Below are 16,691 nucleotides of genomic sequence, written 5' to 3'. Positions count from 1 at the left end.
CCTCCAGGGGCTCTGGACCGCCACAGTGCCGACGGTCAGGGTCTCCAGCCGGCGGCTTGCAGGGCCGCTCGCAGTTGGGCGACAACTTCGGCGGGCCGGTCGCGGATTACCCAGGCGGGAAAGCGGAGTACGCGTACGCCACTGATCCACAGGTCGTTCTGCCGGCGCATGTCCGCCCACCAGTGGCGTACCTCCAGGTGCTGGCTGCCGTCGATCTCCACGTGCACCCGCCACTCGTCGAAGTGGACATCGAGGTAACGGCGCCGCCCCCGAGCGTCCGTACGCCGTACCTGCCGGCTCGGTTCGGGCAGGTCAGCCCGGCGGCAGAGGCGGAGGAAGTCGGATTCGGCGATCGAGCCGGCGCCATCGCGGGCGTCGGCAGCGGCGTCGGCGATCAGGGCACGCCGGTACGCGTTCGGCATCCGGGCCAGCACCTCGTCCAACTCGCTTCCACTGATCAGCCGTTGCTGGAACCCGGCGGCGATGACGGCTCGGGCCCGGTCGTCGGTCGGCGCCCACTGGGCGGCGTCGACCAGTGATCGGGCGGGCATGGTGCAGGGTGGTTGCCCGAGCCGGTGCACGTCGGCCTCGGGCAGGTGACGGGTCCGGTGCACCACGACGCCGTACGGCGGGTCGAGGTCCCGGCGGGTGGCGGAGATCAGTACGTGCAGGGCTTCGCTGTGGTACCCGCGCAGGCCGAGTAGTTCCAGGGCAGAGAGCCCGGCGAGAACCGCCCGGCGTACGCCGAGCACCGCCACCCAGCGCCGCTGCTCCCGCGAGATCGGTCCGGTGTGGGCGAGGTAGACCCCACGTCCGGCCGGCTGCCATCGTCCGGAGGCGAGCCGGTGCTGCACCGCCTTGGGCGAGAGGTGACGGAGCGCCTGACGCCGGTTGACCACGTCTGACTGAAGGTCGAGCAGGTGGGTCAACGCGTCCGCGTCGGGCGGTGGTGGCGGACGCAGACCCGGCACAGGATCCCGGCGCAACATCCGCCCACCCTCCCGGCCGCACCCCTACCGCCGCCACCCCCACCCACCAACCTGTGGATAACCAAAGGCGACCCAGCAGTGCTGTGGCGGTCCACTACCCCTCCGGGGGTAGAAATTCGCCACAGCACCAGGCAGGTACCGGTCAGGCTTCGAGGGTTTCGACGGTGAGGGCGTCGGTGGCATGGGTGGCGCGGAGGTGTTTCTTGTCGAACTTGCCGACGCTGGTCTTCGGGATCGCGTCGATGAAGGTCCAGTGCTCGGGGAGCTGCCACTTCGCGACCCGCTCGCCGAGGAAGTCGCGCAGTTCGGTCGCGCTGACGGAGGCGCCCTCGCGAAGTACGACGGCGGCGAGCGGGCGTTCGTCCCAGCGTTCGTCCGGCACACCGACCACACAGGCCTCGTGCACGGCAGGGTGGGCCATCAGGTGGTTCTCCAACTCGACCGAGGAGATCCACTCACCGCCGGACTTGATCACGTCCTTGGCTCGGTCGGTGAGGACCAGGTAGCCGTCCGGGGAGAGGGTGCCGACGTCGCCCGTACGCAGCCATCCGTCGCGGAACTTCTCCGGGTCGGGGTTGTCGTCGCCGACGTACCGCGAGGTGACCCAGGGGCCGCGGACCTCCAGTTCGCCGACGGCCCGGCCGTCGGCGGGCATCGGCTCACCCGCGGGGCCGACGATCCGGGCGCGGACCGCTGCCGGCAGCCGCCCCTGGGTGTAGCGGTAGGTCCAGGCGTCGTCGCCTTCGGCACCGGCCGGTGGGCGGGCCACCGAGCCGAGCGGCGACATCTCGGTCATGCCCCAGGCGTGGACGACGTCGATCCGGTACCGGTCGTCGAAGGCGTGCATCAGCGCCGGTGGGCAGGCCGAGCCGCCGACGATCACCTCGGTCAGCGACGACGTGTCGACCGGGTTGGCGTCCAGGTGGGCGAGGAGGTCGTTCCAGATGGTCGGCACCGCGCCGGCCAGGGTGGGCTTCTCGGCGGCGATCATCTGGGCGATCGGGGCACCCTGGAGGAACCGGTCCGGCATGATCAGCGAGGCGCCGGACATCAGCGCCGCGTACGGGATGCCCCAGGACATGGCGTGGAACATCGGCACGATGGCGAGTTCCCTGGTCGTCGGGCCGAGCCCGAAGCCCTCCGCCATGCAGATCTGCATCGAGTGCAGCCAGATCGACCGGTGCGAGTAGGCGACGCCCTTGGGGTGGCCGGTGGTGCCAGAGGTGTAGCAGAGGGCGGCGGCGTCGCGCTCGTCCACGTCCGGCCAGTCGTAATGCTGCGGCTTGTCCCGCAGCAGGTCGTCCCAACGGTGTACGCCAACCGTCCGGCCACCGGCGGCGGCCGCCTCGACCAGCGGTGCCGGGTCGCCGCCGCCGACCACCACCAGGTGCTCGACCGTGGTCAGCTCCGGCAGCACCCGCGCCAGCAACGGGATCAGCGTGCTGTCGACCAGGATCACCCGGTCCTGCGCGTGGTTGGCGATGTAGGCCACCTGGTCGGGGAAGAGGCGCAGGTTGAGGGTGTGCAGCACAGCGCCCATGCTCGGTACGGCGAGGTAGGCGACCAGGTGCTCGTTGTTGTTCCACATGAAGGTGGCGACCCGCTGGTCCCCGGTGACGCCGAGGTCGTCGCGGAGCGCGTACGCGAGTTGCGCGGCGGCGGCACCGACCTCGGCGTACGTCATCCGGCGGCTGGGCCCGCCGGTGGACGGATCGGCGCCGGTCCAGGTGACCACCTCGGAGCTGCCGTGCACCGTGCTGCCATGTTCGAGGATCCGGGAGATCTGCAGGGGAACATCCATCATGGTGCTGCGCATGCGAAACAAACTAGTGGCCCAGTTCACACTTTGGAAACCCTTGTGACCCTCGCGGGGGCGGGCCGGCAAGCGCGGGGCAGCGGCCTCTGCGGGTCGGTTCGCTGCCCTAGAGTGATCGGATGAGCAGCATTTCGTGGGCGGAGTCCTACCTCGGGCAGCTTCGTACGCTCGCCGGTGACCGGACCCTGATGTTCGTCGGCGCGCGGGGCGTGGTCCGGGACGCGGCCGGTCAGGTCCTGCTGATCGAACGCTCCGACAACGGTGACTGGGCGATGCCGGCCGGGGCGATGGAACTGGGCGAGTCGATCAGCGACTGCGTGGTCCGGGAGGTGTGGGAGGAGACCGGGCTGCGGGCGCAGGCGGTGACCCCGTTCGCGTTCTACACCGGCCCGGACCGCACCTTCACCAACATGTACGGCGACACGTACCAGCTCTTCGTGGTCGCGTTCCGGATCGAGACCTGGTCCGGTGAGCTGTTGACGGTCACCGACGAGACCACCAACGCGGGCTTCTTCCCGCCCCGGGGCCTGCCCACGCCCATCTCCCCGACGGTGCTGGAGACCCTGGACGACCTGGCGGTGTTCGAGCGCACCAACCAACTCGTACTGAAGTAGGCCGGTGCGCCCGTAACGGTAACCGCGACTAGATCATCGTCTGGGCGTTGGCTTCCATGTCGGTGGCGGCGTCGTCGTGCGACTCCTTGTCCAGCGGCGTACCGGCGTTACCGGCACCGCGCAGTTCCGCGTTCGGCATCAGGACGGTGAGCACCACCGCCACGACCGCGATCAGGCCGGCGACCAGGAAGACCAGGTGCAGCCCGCTGACGAAGCTCTGCTGTACGGCGTCGCGGAGCGGATCCGGCAGCGCCATGATCTTCGCCGGCTCGTTGATGGAGAACGAGCTCGGGTCGATCGGTGCCTGCTGCTCCGGCGGCAGCTTGGACAGTGCCGTCGGCAACCGGTCGGTGAGCCCACCGGTCAACCGGGTGGAGAGCAGGGTGCCGAGGATGGCCACCCCGAACGAACCACCGAGCGAGCGGAAGAACGTGACGGTGGACGTACCGGCGCCGAGGTCGCGTACCTCGACGGAGTTCTGCACCCCGAGGATCAGCGACTGCATGCAGAGCCCGAGCCCGATGCCGATGATCACCATGTAGAGGAACGCCAGCCAGAGCGTGGAGCGGACCTGGAGCTGGGTGAAGAGCAGCATGCCGAGCACCAGCAGCACCGCGCCGGCCACCGGGAACCACTTGTACCGGCCGATCCGGCTGATCGCCCGCCCGGTGAGCACCGAGGTGACGATGATGCCGGCCATCATCGGCAGCATCAGCAGACCGCTGTTGGTCGGCGACGCGCCCTTGACGATCTGCAGGTACAGCGGGATGAAGATGATCGACCCGAACATCACCAGGCCGAGGATGAACGAGGCCGCGTTGCCGAGCGCGAACGTACGGCGGCGGAACAGCCCGAGCGGCAGGATCGGCTCGGAGACCCGGGACTCCTGCCAGAGGAAGACCGCCGCGAGCAGCGCGCCGACCGCGAACAGGGCGAGGATGAGCGGCGAGGCCCAGGCGTACTCGTTGCCGCCCCAGCTCAGCGCGAGCAGCAGCGAGCTGACCGAGGCCACCAGCAGGCCGGCGCCGAGCCAGTCGACGGAGTGCTGCCGCTTGGTGAACGGGATCAGCCGCATCACGTAGAAGCTGACGATGATCGCCACGATCGCGAGCGGCACGTTGATGTAGAAGATCCAACGCCAGTTGTGCTCGGCGAAGTAACCGCCGACCAGGGGGCCGGCGACCGAGGCGATGCCGAAGACCGCACCGAACAGGCCCTGGTAGCGACCGCGTTCGCGGGGTGCCACCACGTCCGAGATGATGGTGAAGGCCAGGGTCAGCAGACCACCGGCGCCGATGCCCTGGATCGCCCTCGTGATGATCAGCTGGGTCATGTCCTGGGAGAGCCCGGCGAGTGCCGAGCCGACCAGGAACGTGCCGATCGAGAAGAGGAAGACCGGGCGGCGGCCGTAGAGGTCGGCCATCTTGCCGTACAGCGGGGTGGAGGCGGTCGACGCCAACAGGTACGCGGTCACCACCCACGAGTAGTGGTTGATCCCGCCCAGCTCACCCACGATCGTCGGCAGCGCCGTACCGACGATCGTCTGGTCCAGGGCGGCCAGCAGCATGCCGGTCATCAGGCCGCTCATCAGGAGCAGGATCTGCCGGTGACTCAGCGTCGGCCGGGTGTTTTCGGCGGTCGTCATCGTGCTTTCTCCCCCCGCCGGCACGGAACATGCCTGGCGGGTGGCGACTCTTCCATCCGTACCCGGCGACCTACTTACCGGCCGGCAAGTATGTGATCCCTGACATCCCGCAGATCAGCGAACGCTGGGAGCGGGCTGTACCAGCGGAAACCCGCTCGACGGCAGGACGGTGATCCGGGACGATCCGCGGGGTGAAGACCGGCCTGCTCCGGCGCCTGGCGCTGGACCTCACCCCGCTGCGTACGTCCCGCGACTTCCGGCTGGTCTTCTCGGCCGCTGGCGTATCCGGCTTCGGCTCGTTCATCACGTACGTCACCGTGCCGTACCAGGTGTACGAGATGACCAAGGATCCGCTGCTGGTCGGCCTGCTCGGCGTGGTGGAACTCGTACCCCTGCTCCTGATGGGATTCGTCGGCGGCGCGCTCGCCGACTACCTGGACCGGCGCCGGCTGGTGCTCGGCGGCGAGATCGGGCTGACCCTGCTCTGCGGGGTGCTGCTGGTGAACTCGCTCTCCGACCAGCCGCACCTGTGGCTGCTCTACCTGGTCGCGGGGCTGACCGCGGCCGTCGACGGGCTGCAACGCCCGGCCATGGAGGGGCTGACCCCGCGACTGGTCACCCCGGCCGAGATCCCCGCGGCGAGCGCGCTCAACTCGCTGCGGATGCAGGTCGCGCAGCTCGCCGGGCCGGCACTGGCCGGGGTGCTGATCGCCTCGGTCGACCTGGCCTGGGTGTACGCCATCGACCTGGCCACCTTCGCCGCCTCGCTGGCCTGCCTGGCCCTGGTCCGGGCGGTCCCGCCACCACCGGCCGCCGACCGCCCGTCGGTACGTTCGGTGCTCACCGGCCTGCGGTACGCCCGCAGCCGCCCCGAACTGCTCGGCACCTACCTGGTCGACATCAACGCGATGTTCTTCGGCATGCCACAGGCGCTGTACCCGTTCATGGCCGACAAGCTCGGCGGCCCGGCCGTACTCGGGCTGCTCTACGCCGCACCGGCGGTTGGCTCGCTGCTCGCCACGCTCGGCTCGGGCTGGACCCGGCAGGTGCACCGGCACGGGCTGATGGTGGTGCTCGCCGCCGGGGCCTGGGGGCTGGCCATCCTCGCCTTCGGGCTGGTCGACTCGCTCTGGCTGGCGCTGGTCCTGCTCGCCCTGGCCGGTGCCGCCGACATGGTCTCCGGGCTGTTCCGGATGATCATCTGGAACCAGACCATCCCCGACCACCTGCGCGGGCGGCTGGCCGGCATCGAGATGCTCTCGTACTCCACCGGTCCGCTGCTCGGCCAGTTGCGCTCCGGGCTGGCTGCCCGGTGGCTCGGCGTGAACGGCTCGATCGTCTCCGGTGGCCTGCTCTGCGTGGTCGGCACGATCGCGCTGGCCGCCGCGCTGCCGAAGTTCCTGCGCTACGACGGGCGCGACGGCCTGGCCCGCAAGGAGGCCGAGGACGCGGCGTGGGCGGCGGCCGCGACCACCCCGGCCAGCGCCGTCGGATAACCCCGATCGGGTACGAACACCGCCAGAACCCCCCGGCGTCGGCTACCGGCCGGTTTGGCCCTGCCGACAGCGGGGACCCGCCGGCATGGTGACCGGAGCAGAGGAAGATCGGCGACTCGCCGATGTGGTCGAGAGCTGGCTCGGGCGTGGCGTGCTGGTGGTCGGCGACGCGATGCTCGACGAGTGGCGGTTCGCCGATTCCGACCGGCTGTGCCGGGAGGCGCCCGCCCCCGTACTCACCCTGCGACGGCGGATCACCGCAGCCGGCGGCGCCGCGAACACCGCGGTGAACCTGAGCGCGCTCGGTGGCCGGGCGTCCCTGGTCGCACCGGTCGGTGCCGACGTGGCCGGCGACGAACTCCACGACTGCCTGGACCGGGCCGGGGTCTGGGACCGTACGGTCTCGCAGAGCGGCCGCAAGACACCGGTCAAACGACGGATCCTCGCCGCCGACCAGATCCTGGTACGCGAGGACGAGGGCGACCGGGACGACCGGCTCTGCGACGACGGGGTGCAGCGGCTGCTCGGCACCCTGGCCAGCGCCACCGAGGAACTGCGCGAGGTGACCGGCCAGCCGCCGACGCTGGTGATCTGCGACTACGGCCTCGGTGCCCTGCCCGAACCGATCCGCGCCTGGCTGGTCGAGCACCGCGACCTGTTCGGCACGGTGGCCCTCGACGCGCACGACCTGGCCTACTGGCGCGGGCTCGCCCCGACCGTGGTGACGCCGAGCTTCGCCGAGGCCACCCGCCTGCTCGACTCCGCCGGTACGACCGCTGCCGCCAGTCCCGCGGTTCCGGCCGAAGCACCGGCCGGGGAACTGCCCGGCGAAGTACCGGCCGGGGAACTGGTGGCGGGGCAGACGCCGACGGTGGAGATGCCGACGGTGGTGACCACCGAGGTCGTACCGCCGCTGCCGGAACGGCCGCGCGGTTTCACCGAGGGCACCGTCAGTGCCGGCACCGACCGGGCCGTACTCGCCCGCTCCCGGCTCGCCGAGATCCGCGAACGTACCGGAGCGGACGTGGTGGCGGTGACCCTGGACACCGACGGTGCGGTGGTCGGTGGCGCCGACGGTGAACCCCGGCGCAGCCACGCCACCCCGGTCCCGGCCAGCTACGCGGTCGGCGCGGGAGACGCGTACCTGGCCGCGATGACCCTGGCCCTGGCCGCGGGAGCACCGCTGCCGACGGCCGCCCGACTCGCCCAACTCGCCGCGACCAGCACCGTCGCCGGGATGGGCACCTGTGTCTGCGTACGCGAGGATCTGCTCGCCGCCCTCGGCTCGACCGGCGGCGACGGCGAACGGGCGCCGGCGGTGGTCGACCACGGCGGACTCGACGCGCTGATCGCCCGGCACCGCCGCGACGGCCGTTCGGTGGTCTTCACCAACGGCTGCTTCGACGTCCTGCACCGAGGTCACGTCCGCTACCTCGACCAGGCCCGCCAACTCGGCGACGTGCTGGTGGTGGCGGTCAACTCGGACGACAGCGTGCGCCGGCTCAAGGGCGCCGACCGACCGGTGAACCCGGTCGAGGACCGGGTAGCGGTGCTCGCCGCACTCGCCTGTGTGGACCACGTGGTGGTCTTCGAGGAGGACTCGCCGGCCGCGCTGATCGAGACCGTCCGGCCCGACGTGTACGTCAAGGGCGGCGACTACCCGCCCGAGATGGTCCCCGAGGCCCCGCTGGTCCGCCGCCTCGGCGGCCAGGTACGCACCCTCGGTTACGTGCCCGACCGCTCCACCTCCGCCATCATCGACCGCATCCGCTCCCAGACCGTGAGTGGAAGAAGCCCTGCCACCATCGACGACCAGGAGCCGTCGCTCGCCGACATCCCGACCGGCAGTACGTCGTGAGCCGCCCGCCCGTCGTGAACCGGCCGCTGGCCTCGGACGACGCGGCGGAGTTCCGTACCGACCGGCTGCTGGACGTGCTCGTACCGACCCGGAACCGGCCGGCGGAACTGGCCGTCACCCTGGCCGGGCTGGCCGCCCAGGGCGGGCCCGACGGGTTCGGGGTGGTGGTCAGCGACCAGTCCGGAGGCAGCCCCCCGTGGGCCCAGCCCGCCGTCGCGGCGACCGTACGCGTGCTTCGTCACCGGGGGCACCCGGTGCTGCTCACCCGGCGGCTGCCCCGGCGTGGACTGGCCGAACACCGCGCGTACCTGCTCGACCAGTCACTCGCCCGGTACGTGCTCTTCCTCGACGACGACGTGTGGCTCGAACCGGACGCGGTGCAGCGGTTGGTCGACGCCATCGGGGAGCTGGACTGCGGATTCGTCGGCAACGCCGTACACGGCCTGTCCTATGTGGACGACGTACGGCCGGAGACGCACCGGCACTACCAGGAGTGGGACGGGCAGCCGGTTCCGGAGGAGATCCGCCCCGGCACCCCAGAATGGGACCGGGCCCGGATCCACCCCGCCGCGAACCTGCTGCACGTGACCGAGGCGGTGGGGCTGGCAGCCGGCCAGTGGCGGGCGTACAAGGTCTCCTGGATCGGCGGCTGCGTGCTCTACGACCGGCTCCGGCTGCACGCCTCGGGCGGCTTCGACTTCTGGCGCCGGCTGCCGGAGAAGCACCAGGGCGAGGACGTCGCCGCCCAACTCGCCGTGATGAGCCGGTACGGCGGAGCCGGCATCCTGCCCAGCGGCGCCTACCACCTGGAGGCACCGACCACGGTCACCGACCGCCCGGTCGAAGCGTGGGAGATCGTCCTCGCCGAACAGTCCACGGACCAGCCGGTGGAGGCGACGGAGACGCAACCGGCCTCGCTGGAGCCGCAGGCCGCCTCGCTCGAAACCCAGGCCGCCCTCGAACCGATGTGACGGCTGCCGGTCCGGTCCGGGGGGGGTCGAGAAGCGGCGTCAGTGGGTGTCGGTCAGGTCGGCGACCGCCTCCAGCACCTCCACCACCGGTACGTCGGTGACGAAGGAGACCCGGTGCGGGCAGTCACCGGCACCGGGGCGCGCCGGGTAGATGCCCCGGCTGCAGTCGACCCCGCACTCCGGGCAGTTGATCGTCCAGGAGCCGATCGGCCGGTGGCGGGCCCGCAACGGGGTGGCGCAGTTGATCAGGTTGCCGACCCAGAAGATGCCGACGGTCGGCGTACCCACCGCCGCCGCGACGTGCACCGGACCGGTGTCGTTCGCGATCACCACCGCACAGCCGCTGTAGAAGCCGAGCAGCCCACCGAGCGACAACTCCCCGGCCAACGTCCGCACCGGTACGCGCGCCGCGTCGACCACCTGCCCGGCCAGCTCCCGCTCCTGCGGCGTACCGGTCACGAACACGTCGTACCCGTCGGCGACCAGCCGATCGGCGACCTCGGCGAACCGCTCCGCCGGCCAGCGTCGGCGCGGATCGCTGGCACCCGGATGCAGGGCGACACGCGGCCGGCCTGGCTCACCGAGCAGCGACCGGACCTCGGTCAGGTCCGCGGGCGTCACGTGCAGTCGCGGGCTGACCGTCGCCGGGCTCGCCCCGACCAGGCCGGCGACCTCCAGGTAGCGGAAGACCTCCGGCTGGTAGAAGACGTACCGCAGCCACCGGTCCAGCTCCGGCGCACCCTCGGCGCGCAGCCCGGCGGTGACCCGGGCGCCGAGCCCGCTGACGATCGGGTTCGAGTTCCCGCCACCACCGTGCATCTGCAGGGCCAGGTCGAACCGTTCCGCACGGGCGGCGGCCAGGAAGTCGGCCATCGCGGTGCCGGACGGCGCCGGCTCGTCCGGCCCGGCGGTCCGGATCCCCTCGGCCGGTGGCACCACCAACACCCGGTCCACCGGGCCCGGCCGCTCGGCGAGCAGGCCGGCGTGCCAGGGTGCGCCGATCAGGACCAGTTCGGCGTCCGGATAACCGGCCCGCAGCGCCTCCAGCGCGGGCAGCGCGAAGATGAAGTCACCCAACGCGTTCGCCCGGAGTACGGCGATCCGCTCGACATCCGGCACCAGGTCCCGTACCCGGCCGATCATCAGCGCGGGCGCCGTTCAGCCGAAATGGCGTCGGGCCGGCTGGCTCGTACCCGCCTCGGGCTGGTGCAGTTCCCGGTCGGCCGCCGGATCGCCGGTGCTCTCGGTCATCCCGCCAACGGAACGAGCCGAGCTGCCCGCGGTCAACGCCGCCTCACCGACCCGGCGGGCAGCCGCACCGGTGGGCAGGGCCGAACTGCCTCCGCTCGTCGCGGCGCCGGTTGTCGCGCCAGTGCCGCTCACCGAGGCGGACCGGCTCGACGGGTAACGCCGGCCGACGGTGATCGTACGGCGACCGGACCGGTCCGCCTTCGGTAACGCCACCGTGAGCAGGCCGTGGTCCATCACCGCGTCGATCCGCTCCAGGTCGACCTCACCCGGCAGCCGGACCCGGTGCTCGAACGCCCGTACCCGCGAACCGGATCCGGGCATGCCGCTGTCGGCGTTGACCTCTTCCTCGGACCGGGCCCGTACGCACAGGTCCCGCCCGTCGACCTCCAGCGCCACCTCTTCCGGCGCGACCCCCGGCAGCCGCGCGACCACGTACCAGCCGTCGTCGCTGTCCACCAGTTCCACGTCCGGCGGCCCGCCGCCGACACCGGCCAGCGCCGAGTTCACCATCCGGCCCAGCTCGGCGCGGAACGCCCGCAGCCCGGTCACCGCCTCCCGGCCACGGTCCAGCCCGGCCTGCACGGGTTGACTCATCGGGCGTCCCCCATCCGACCCATGCCGTCCGCCGGGGCCGGACTCAACGAACTGGAGGCGTTCAGCCCCGCATCCCTGTCGACACCGACACCGAGCCGGTCGACCAGTTCACCGCCGAACCAGGCGCCGAGCCCGACCGCGCCGAGCGCGACCACCTCGATCGCGAAGATGGCGCCGCCGGCGCCGCGCTGGTCGGCGGTCAGCCGTACGGTCCAGATCGCGGCGAAGAGCAGCAGCACCGCGATGTTGACGGCCGCGTGACTCACCCCGATCCGCTTGGCCCGGGTGCCGGCCGGGATCGCCAGCAGGTCGACCGCGCCGGCCGCCGCAGCCAGGACGCCGCCGATCAGCCCGACCAGGATGTTCCAGTACGCCACCTCGCCGAGGTACCTCGGTCCACCGACGATGTCGGCGAAGTCGAAGATCACCGCGGTCACGAAGAGCGCTACCGGGAACATGACCAACATCGGGTGCACCGGATGACCCAGCGACTTGATCCGGCTTTCCATGGACGCCTCCCAGCTCCGCGGGCTGTCCCGCGCTGGGCCCGTACCCGTCTGTGACCTGGGCAAACCCGATCGCCGTACCCAATCTCGCCGCCCGGCCGGTGGCAGCGGGCCGCCATCGGCCCGGCAGTCGACCATGATCTTCGTCAGAACCGATCGGGTACCAGCACCCGTACAGTCGGTCGCCATTCGGAAGGATTTCTCCGTTGACCGTGACAACCTCGCCGTTCACCGCAGATGACGCCACAGAGGACGAGCTCGCCGACTACTACGGGCTCGTGCTCGCCGACGCCAGGGCGGAGCGTCCGGATGATCCGGAGCCGACGTACGACTCGGTGATCGGGCGTCTGCGTACGCCTTTCACCGCGCTGGGTCGATGCGTGCACACAGCGGCGTACGTCGACGGCACGTTGGTCGGACTGATCAGCGCGGGCTTGCCCGAGGACGAGAACGTCGAGCAGGCGATTCTCGACGTGAAGGTCCACCCCGAGCACCGCCGTCGCGGGATCGGCACAGCGTTGCTCGGTGCGGTGCTTCCCACGCTCGTGTCCGCCCGAAGGACACTGGTGGCCGGCTGGGGCCTCATCGATGGCAAATCCGGTGCGGGCTGGGCCGATCACCTCGGCTTCCGGGTCGTGTACCGCCAGGTCCTGCAGCGGCTTGAGGTCGCCACCACCGACAGGGAACTCTGGCACGTACCGCCGCCGCCCGGTTACCGGGCGGTGAGGTGGGTCGGTACCGCTCCCGCCGCTTTGCTCGAGTCCTACGCGCAGGCGCGCAGCGCCATCCATGACATGCCCAGCGCCGATTGGAGCTATCGACCTCCGTCCTGGACGCCGGAACGTATCCGGCGTGCGGAGGCCGATCTGCGCGACCGGAGCGTGGAGCAGCGGGTCGTGGCGGCCGTACACGAGGAGAGCGGCGCGGCGGTCGGACTGACCGAGTTGGAGTTCTACCCGCATCGCCCCGAGTTCGGATATCAGCAGGAGACCGCGGTGCTGGCCGCGCACCGGGGCCATGGTCTCGGCCGGTTCATCAAGGCGCACATGATGAACTGGGTGGTCGAGGAGCGTCCTGGGACGACCCACGTCTGGACGACGACGGCGGACGACAACGAGCACATGAGGCGGGTGAACAAGCAGATCGGCTACACCACTGTCCGCGTCACGATCAACGTGGAACTGGAAACCGACGCCCTTCGGATCTGAGGTCCCGACGCATCGTGGTCTGACCTGAGGCAGCCATCGACGCCCGACCCGTCCAGCTATGTGGAACCTGATCGGTTAACGGGAGTTATCGGGGGTTTTCGAAAGCCGATCAAGACCACATAGATAAAAATGAGGCCCTGACCGGCATTTCTGCTGGTCAGGGCCTCATCCCTGGAGCCGCCTGACGGAATCGAACCGTCGACCTACGCATTACGAGTGCGTCGCTCTAGCCGACTGAGCTAAGGCGGCAACGCCCGTCGAGTGTACGGCACGCCCCCTCTGCCCCACTGCACGGGTTTCCCCCTCCCCGCACTGCACGCATCACCCCCTCCCGCACGATCCGGACAAATGGTGTGTCGAAAGATCAACTCGAACTCGCCCCGTCCTGGGTCGCGGGAGGGGGCGGCGGGGAGAAAGGGGCGGACGGTCATGTAGTGGACAGCAGGGGTGAGGGGTGTTGAGTAGGCTGCCGGCCGTGAACAGGGATGAGGCGGCCGGGGCGGAACCGGTGATGCCAGAACGGCCACGCAGCCTCGATCCTCGGGAACTCGGCTTCACACCTGCGCGCCCGGTGCCCTGGCTGGCACCCTTCTTACTGATCAGCACCGGTGTGCGTACGTTGCTGGCGCTGCTGTTCGGCGCCTATCTCGACAAGCGCGAGCTGCAGAACGCGCTGACCAGCGAGGTCTACCGGGAGCCGGGCACCGACGGTGAGCTGTGGCTCGACTACGTCGCCGACCTGGGCGACGGGTTCGACGCGACCTACTCGGTGGCGTACCTGCTGGCGCAGGCGGAACTCGTGGTCGACTCCCACCGGCTGCCCCGCGGGCAGATGCTGATGATGGGCGGCGACCAGGTCTACCCGACCGCGAGCAGTGCGGCGTACGAGCAGCGGTTCAAGGGGCCGTACCAGGCCGCCATGCCGTGTCCGCCGGCCACCGGCCCCCAACCGACGCTGTACGCGATCCCCGGCAACCATGACTGGTACGACGGCCTGACCGCGTTCCTGCGCCTGTTCGCCCGCTCCCGTGACGAGAACATCGGCGGCTGGCGTACCCCGCAGTCCCGCTCCTACTTCGCCGTACGGCTGCCGTCGGACTGGTGGCTGTTCGCGCTCGACGAACAGTCCGGCACGTACCTGGACGACCCGCAGCTGCGTTACTTCGAGGAGGCCGCGGCCGAGTTGGGGCCACAGTCCCGGGTGATCGTCGCGGTGCCGGCACCGACCTGGGTCAAGGCCGTCGACAACCCGCAGGCGTACGAGTCCGTCGACTACTTCGTCCGTACCGTGCTCGATCCGAGCGGTGCCCAGGTCCGGCTGATCCTCTCGGGTGATCTACACCACTACGCCCGCTACTCGGGGCCGGATCGCCAGTTAATCCACTGCGGTGGCGGTGGCGCGTACCTCTACCCGACCCATCACCTGCCCGAGCGGATCGAGGTCCCGCCCCGCGACACCCTGGCCCGCCGAGCCAGCCAGACCCGCGAGTACGACCTCGCCGGCCGCTACCCGGAGGCTAGCCGGTCCCGGCGGTACGCCTGGGGAATCTTCGGTCGGTTGCCGTTGCGCAACCCCGGCTTCATCACCCTGCTCGGTGCCCTGCACGTGTTGCTGATGCTGCCCATCGCCGGGGTGGCGACCCAGCGGGCCAGTTCGACCGACCAGGGGCTGTTCAGCATCCCGCTGGTGCTGATGCTGGCCGTCGTGCTGCTCGGTGCGGCGTTTTTCGCCAAGCCACCCACGGCAAGCGGCAAACGGCAGATCCGGCACTACCTCCTCGGCGTGACACACGGGATCGCCCACCTCGCACTGGGCGCGGCCGGTGCCTGGCTCTGGCTGCAACTGCCGTTCCGGGACTGGCCGTGGCCGTTGCCGGCGGCCGCCGCCGCACTGCTCTACGCCCCGGTCGCCGGGCTCGTGGCGAGCCAGCTCACCGCCGCGTACCTGCTGGTGGCTGGTTACTTCGGGGTCAACCTGAACGAACTCTTCGCCGGCCAGGGAATCGAGGACGCGAAGAGCTTCCTGCGGATGCGGTTCGCCCCGGACGGTTCGCTGACCATCTACCCGATCGGCGTCGACCGGGTGGGCCGGGAGTGGCGGGTGAACCCGGACAACCGCCCGGACGGTTCATGGCTGGCACCGAAGCAGCCGCTGGCCACCCGGCTCGCCGAACCACCGATCGTCCTGCGCTGAGCCCGGCCGTCACACCCACCCACGGCCGGGTACGCGGACATCCCTCTACCACCTTTTGCGACATTTCACATCATTGCCCTGCTTTGCGCGGATAACCTCCGATAGAGGTCTTTCGTGCGCCCGTCGGCTGATGTGCGCCGGATGAGGACCTTCGCGCTCTGAATTCCGCCGGGGGCGGGATCTCGATTGGTGGGGGAAATCTGTGTCGGTGCTCCGTTTGGCTCGCGCGTGTCGTGTACGCCGTCGGTCTACAGCGATGGTGATGGCGGGGGCCGTCGTCTCCGCGACGATTTTTGTTGGGATCGCGGGGATGCCGGCGGCATCGGCCCAGACCGCGGTTCCGTTGGGGGTCGCCGAGACCTACGGGGTGTTGGCTGGCCAAGCGGTCACCGACGTCCCGCCTCCCGTGGGCCCTTCGACCATCAACGGGGACCTGGGCGTCTGGCCGGGCACGTCGGTCACCGGCGCCCCGGTGGTGAACGGCGACACGCATGTCGGCGACACCGAAGCGATGCAGGCTCAGGCCGCTCTGACCACGGCGTACAACTTCGCCGCAGCCGAACCCTCCACCGGCACGATCAGCGCCGACCTCGGCGGCCAGACCCTGCCCGCCGGGGTGTACACGTCCCCCGCCACCATGTCTCTGACCGGCACCGTGACGCTGGATGCCGCGAACGACCCCAACGCGGTGTTCATCTTCCAGGTGGGATCCGACCTGATCACCGCGACTGACAGCCGGGTCGCCCTGATCCGTGGCGCGCAACCGTGCAACGTGTTCTGGCAGGTCACCAGCTCGGCGACGCTGAACACCAGGACGATTTTCGTCGGCAGCATCTTGGCGTTGCAGTCGGCGACGCTGGGGGAAGGAGCCACCGTTGCCGGACGGGTGCTGGCCCGCAACGGCGCCGTCACGCTGATCCACAACACGATCACGCGACCGTTCTGTGCCGCTCCCATCGCCCCGCCGACGATCGCCAAGGCGTTCGGGGATGCGATCATCCCTGCCGGCGGGACAACGTCGCTCGACTTCACCCTGACCAACCCCAACACGGCCACCGCGCTGACCGGGGTCAACTTCAGTGACGCGCTGCCCGCAGGCTTGGTCGTCGCCACGCCGAACGGTCTGACCGGCACCTGCGGCGGCGGCACCATCACCGCGACCGCCGGCAGCGGCACCATCAGCCTCGCCGGTGCGACCTTGGCCGCCAACGGAAGCTGCACCTTCTCGGTCAACGTCAGGGCCACAACCAGCGGAACGAAGGTGAACACGAGCGGCCCGGTGGACTCGACCGAGAGTGGACCGGGCGCGCCCGCCTCGGCCACCGTCACGGTTGCCGCACCGGTCATCGCGCCACCGACAATCGCCAAGGCGTTCGGGGACGCGACCATCCCCTCCGGCGGCACCACCTCACTCGACTTCACCCTGACCAACCCCAACACGGCCACCGCACTGACCGGGGTCAACTTCAGTGACGCCCTACCCGCAGGGCTCGTCGTCGCCACACCCAACGGCCTGACCGGCACCTGCGGCGGCGGCACCATCACCGCA

Annotated in this window: 11 protein-coding genes, 1 tRNA gene and 2 pseudogenes; 7 read left to right on the top strand and 7 right to left on the bottom strand. The window is 70.4% G+C overall.

The window, feature by feature from the left end:
• Positions 1 to 35: 35 nt before the first annotated feature.
• Complete coding sequence (locus AB0J90_RS10410; protein WP_363594245.1) at positions 36 to 989, bottom strand: DUF559 domain-containing protein; 954 nt, start codon at positions 987 to 989, stop codon at positions 36 to 38.
• A 142-nt stretch (positions 990 to 1,131) separates the two neighbouring features.
• The gene (locus AB0J90_RS10405; protein ID WP_363594243.1) at positions 1,132 to 2,805 is read right to left on the bottom strand and encodes a fatty acid--CoA ligase; all 1,674 of its coding nucleotides are present in this window, start codon (positions 2,803 to 2,805) and stop codon (positions 1,132 to 1,134) included.
• Positions 2,806 to 2,924: 119 nt separating this feature from the next.
• On the opposite strand from AB0J90_RS10405, the gene AB0J90_RS10400 reads away from it, so the two are divergent.
• A complete protein-coding gene (locus AB0J90_RS10400) occupies positions 2,925 to 3,419 on the top strand; it encodes an NUDIX domain-containing protein (RefSeq protein ID WP_363594241.1) in 495 nt (164 codons plus the stop codon).
• Between the two features lie 28 nt (positions 3,420 to 3,447).
• On the opposite strand, the gene AB0J90_RS10395 is transcribed toward AB0J90_RS10400, so the two are convergent.
• Positions 3,448 to 5,064 (bottom strand): MDR family MFS transporter, encoded by a 1,617-nt coding sequence (locus tag AB0J90_RS10395; protein ID WP_363594239.1) that lies wholly within the window; start codon positions 5,062 to 5,064, stop codon positions 3,448 to 3,450.
• 191 nt (positions 5,065 to 5,255) lie between these two features.
• Here AB0J90_RS10395 and AB0J90_RS10390 point away from each other — a divergent pair, with 191 nt between their 5' ends.
• The 3 genes and pseudogenes from AB0J90_RS10390 to AB0J90_RS10380 all read left to right on the top strand — a co-directional run.
• Positions 5,256 to 6,560 (top strand): MFS transporter, encoded by a 1,305-nt coding sequence (locus AB0J90_RS10390; RefSeq protein WP_363594237.1) that lies wholly within the window; start codon positions 5,256 to 5,258, stop codon positions 6,558 to 6,560.
• 85 nt (positions 6,561 to 6,645) lie between these two features.
• Positions 6,646 to 8,418 (top strand): D-glycero-beta-D-manno-heptose 1-phosphate adenylyltransferase, encoded by a 1,773-nt coding sequence (gene rfaE2, locus AB0J90_RS10385; RefSeq protein WP_363594235.1) that lies wholly within the window; start codon positions 6,646 to 6,648, stop codon positions 8,416 to 8,418.
• Positions 8,419 to 8,432: 14 nt separating this feature from the next.
• Positions 8,433 to 9,293 (top strand): annotated as a pseudogene (locus AB0J90_RS10380) (glycosyltransferase family A protein); the annotation flags it as partial.
• Positions 9,294 to 9,428: 135 nt separating this feature from the next.
• Here AB0J90_RS10380 and AB0J90_RS10375 read toward each other — a convergent pair.
• From AB0J90_RS10375 to AB0J90_RS10365, 3 genes and pseudogenes are all read right to left on the bottom strand, one after another.
• On the bottom strand, positions 9,429 to 10,532 hold the full coding sequence (locus AB0J90_RS10375) for a glycosyltransferase family 9 protein (protein WP_363594233.1): 1,104 nt from the start codon (positions 10,530 to 10,532) through the stop codon (positions 9,429 to 9,431).
• 267 nt (positions 10,533 to 10,799) lie between these two features.
• Positions 10,800 to 11,234, bottom strand: a pseudogene (locus AB0J90_RS10370) (Hsp20/alpha crystallin family protein); the annotation flags it as partial.
• Entirely contained in the window at positions 11,231 to 11,743 is a 513-nt protein-coding gene (locus AB0J90_RS10365; protein ID WP_363594231.1) for a DUF2231 domain-containing protein, read from the bottom strand. The pseudogene AB0J90_RS10370 and the gene AB0J90_RS10365, both read right to left, overlap by 4 nt.
• Before the next feature lie 209 nt (positions 11,744 to 11,952).
• Here AB0J90_RS10365 and AB0J90_RS10360 point away from each other — a divergent pair, with 209 nt between their 5' ends.
• A complete protein-coding gene (locus AB0J90_RS10360; protein WP_363594396.1) occupies positions 11,953 to 12,948 on the top strand; it encodes a GNAT family N-acetyltransferase in 996 nt (331 codons plus the stop codon).
• 172 nt (positions 12,949 to 13,120) lie between these two features.
• On the opposite strand, the gene AB0J90_RS10355 is transcribed toward AB0J90_RS10360, so the two are convergent.
• Positions 13,121 to 13,197: transfer RNA gene (locus tag AB0J90_RS10355), tRNA-Thr, on the bottom strand.
• Positions 13,198 to 13,459: 262 nt separating this feature from the next.
• On the opposite strand from AB0J90_RS10355, the gene AB0J90_RS10350 reads away from it, so the two are divergent.
• The gene (locus tag AB0J90_RS10350; protein ID WP_363594394.1) at positions 13,460 to 15,142 is read left to right on the top strand and encodes a metallophosphoesterase; all 1,683 of its coding nucleotides are present in this window, start codon (positions 13,460 to 13,462) and stop codon (positions 15,140 to 15,142) included.
• Positions 15,143 to 15,344: 202 nt separating this feature from the next.
• A partial coding sequence (locus AB0J90_RS10345) for an ice-binding family protein (RefSeq protein ID WP_363594229.1) occupies positions 15,345 to 16,691 on the top strand: 1,347 nt, incomplete at its 3' end.

The organism is Micromonospora sp. NPDC049523, assembly GCF_040676775.1.
GTDB lineage: Bacteria > Actinomycetota > Actinomycetes > Mycobacteriales > Micromonosporaceae > Micromonospora_G.
Note: the sequence above shows the minus strand (reverse complement) of the source record. Positions and strands in the feature narration are given on the sequence as shown.

What these genes read in the sequence shown, in the direction of transcription:
- AB0J90_RS10350 (WP_363594394.1), top strand. Translation starts at nt 13,460, where the DNA reads ATGCCAGAACGGCCACGCAGCCTCGATCCTCGGGAACTCGGCTTCACA.
- AB0J90_RS10410 (WP_363594245.1), bottom strand. Translation starts at nt 989, where the DNA reads ATGTTGCGCCGGGATCCTGTGCCGGGTCTGCGTCCGCCACCACCGCCC.
- AB0J90_RS10400 (WP_363594241.1), top strand. Translation starts at nt 2,925, where the DNA reads ATGAGCAGCATTTCGTGGGCGGAGTCCTACCTCGGGCAGCTTCGTACG.
- AB0J90_RS10375 (WP_363594233.1), bottom strand. Translation starts at nt 10,532, where the DNA reads ATGATCGGCCGGGTACGGGACCTGGTGCCGGATGTCGAGCGGATCGCC.
- AB0J90_RS10365 (WP_363594231.1), bottom strand. Translation starts at nt 11,743, where the DNA reads ATGGAAAGCCGGATCAAGTCGCTGGGTCATCCGGTGCACCCGATGTTG.
- AB0J90_RS10395 (WP_363594239.1), bottom strand. Translation starts at nt 5,064, where the DNA reads ATGACGACCGCCGAAAACACCCGGCCGACGCTGAGTCACCGGCAGATC.
- rfaE2 (WP_363594235.1), top strand. Translation starts at nt 6,646, where the DNA reads ATGGTGACCGGAGCAGAGGAAGATCGGCGACTCGCCGATGTGGTCGAG.
- AB0J90_RS10405 (WP_363594243.1), bottom strand. Translation starts at nt 2,805, where the DNA reads ATGCGCAGCACCATGATGGATGTTCCCCTGCAGATCTCCCGGATCCTC.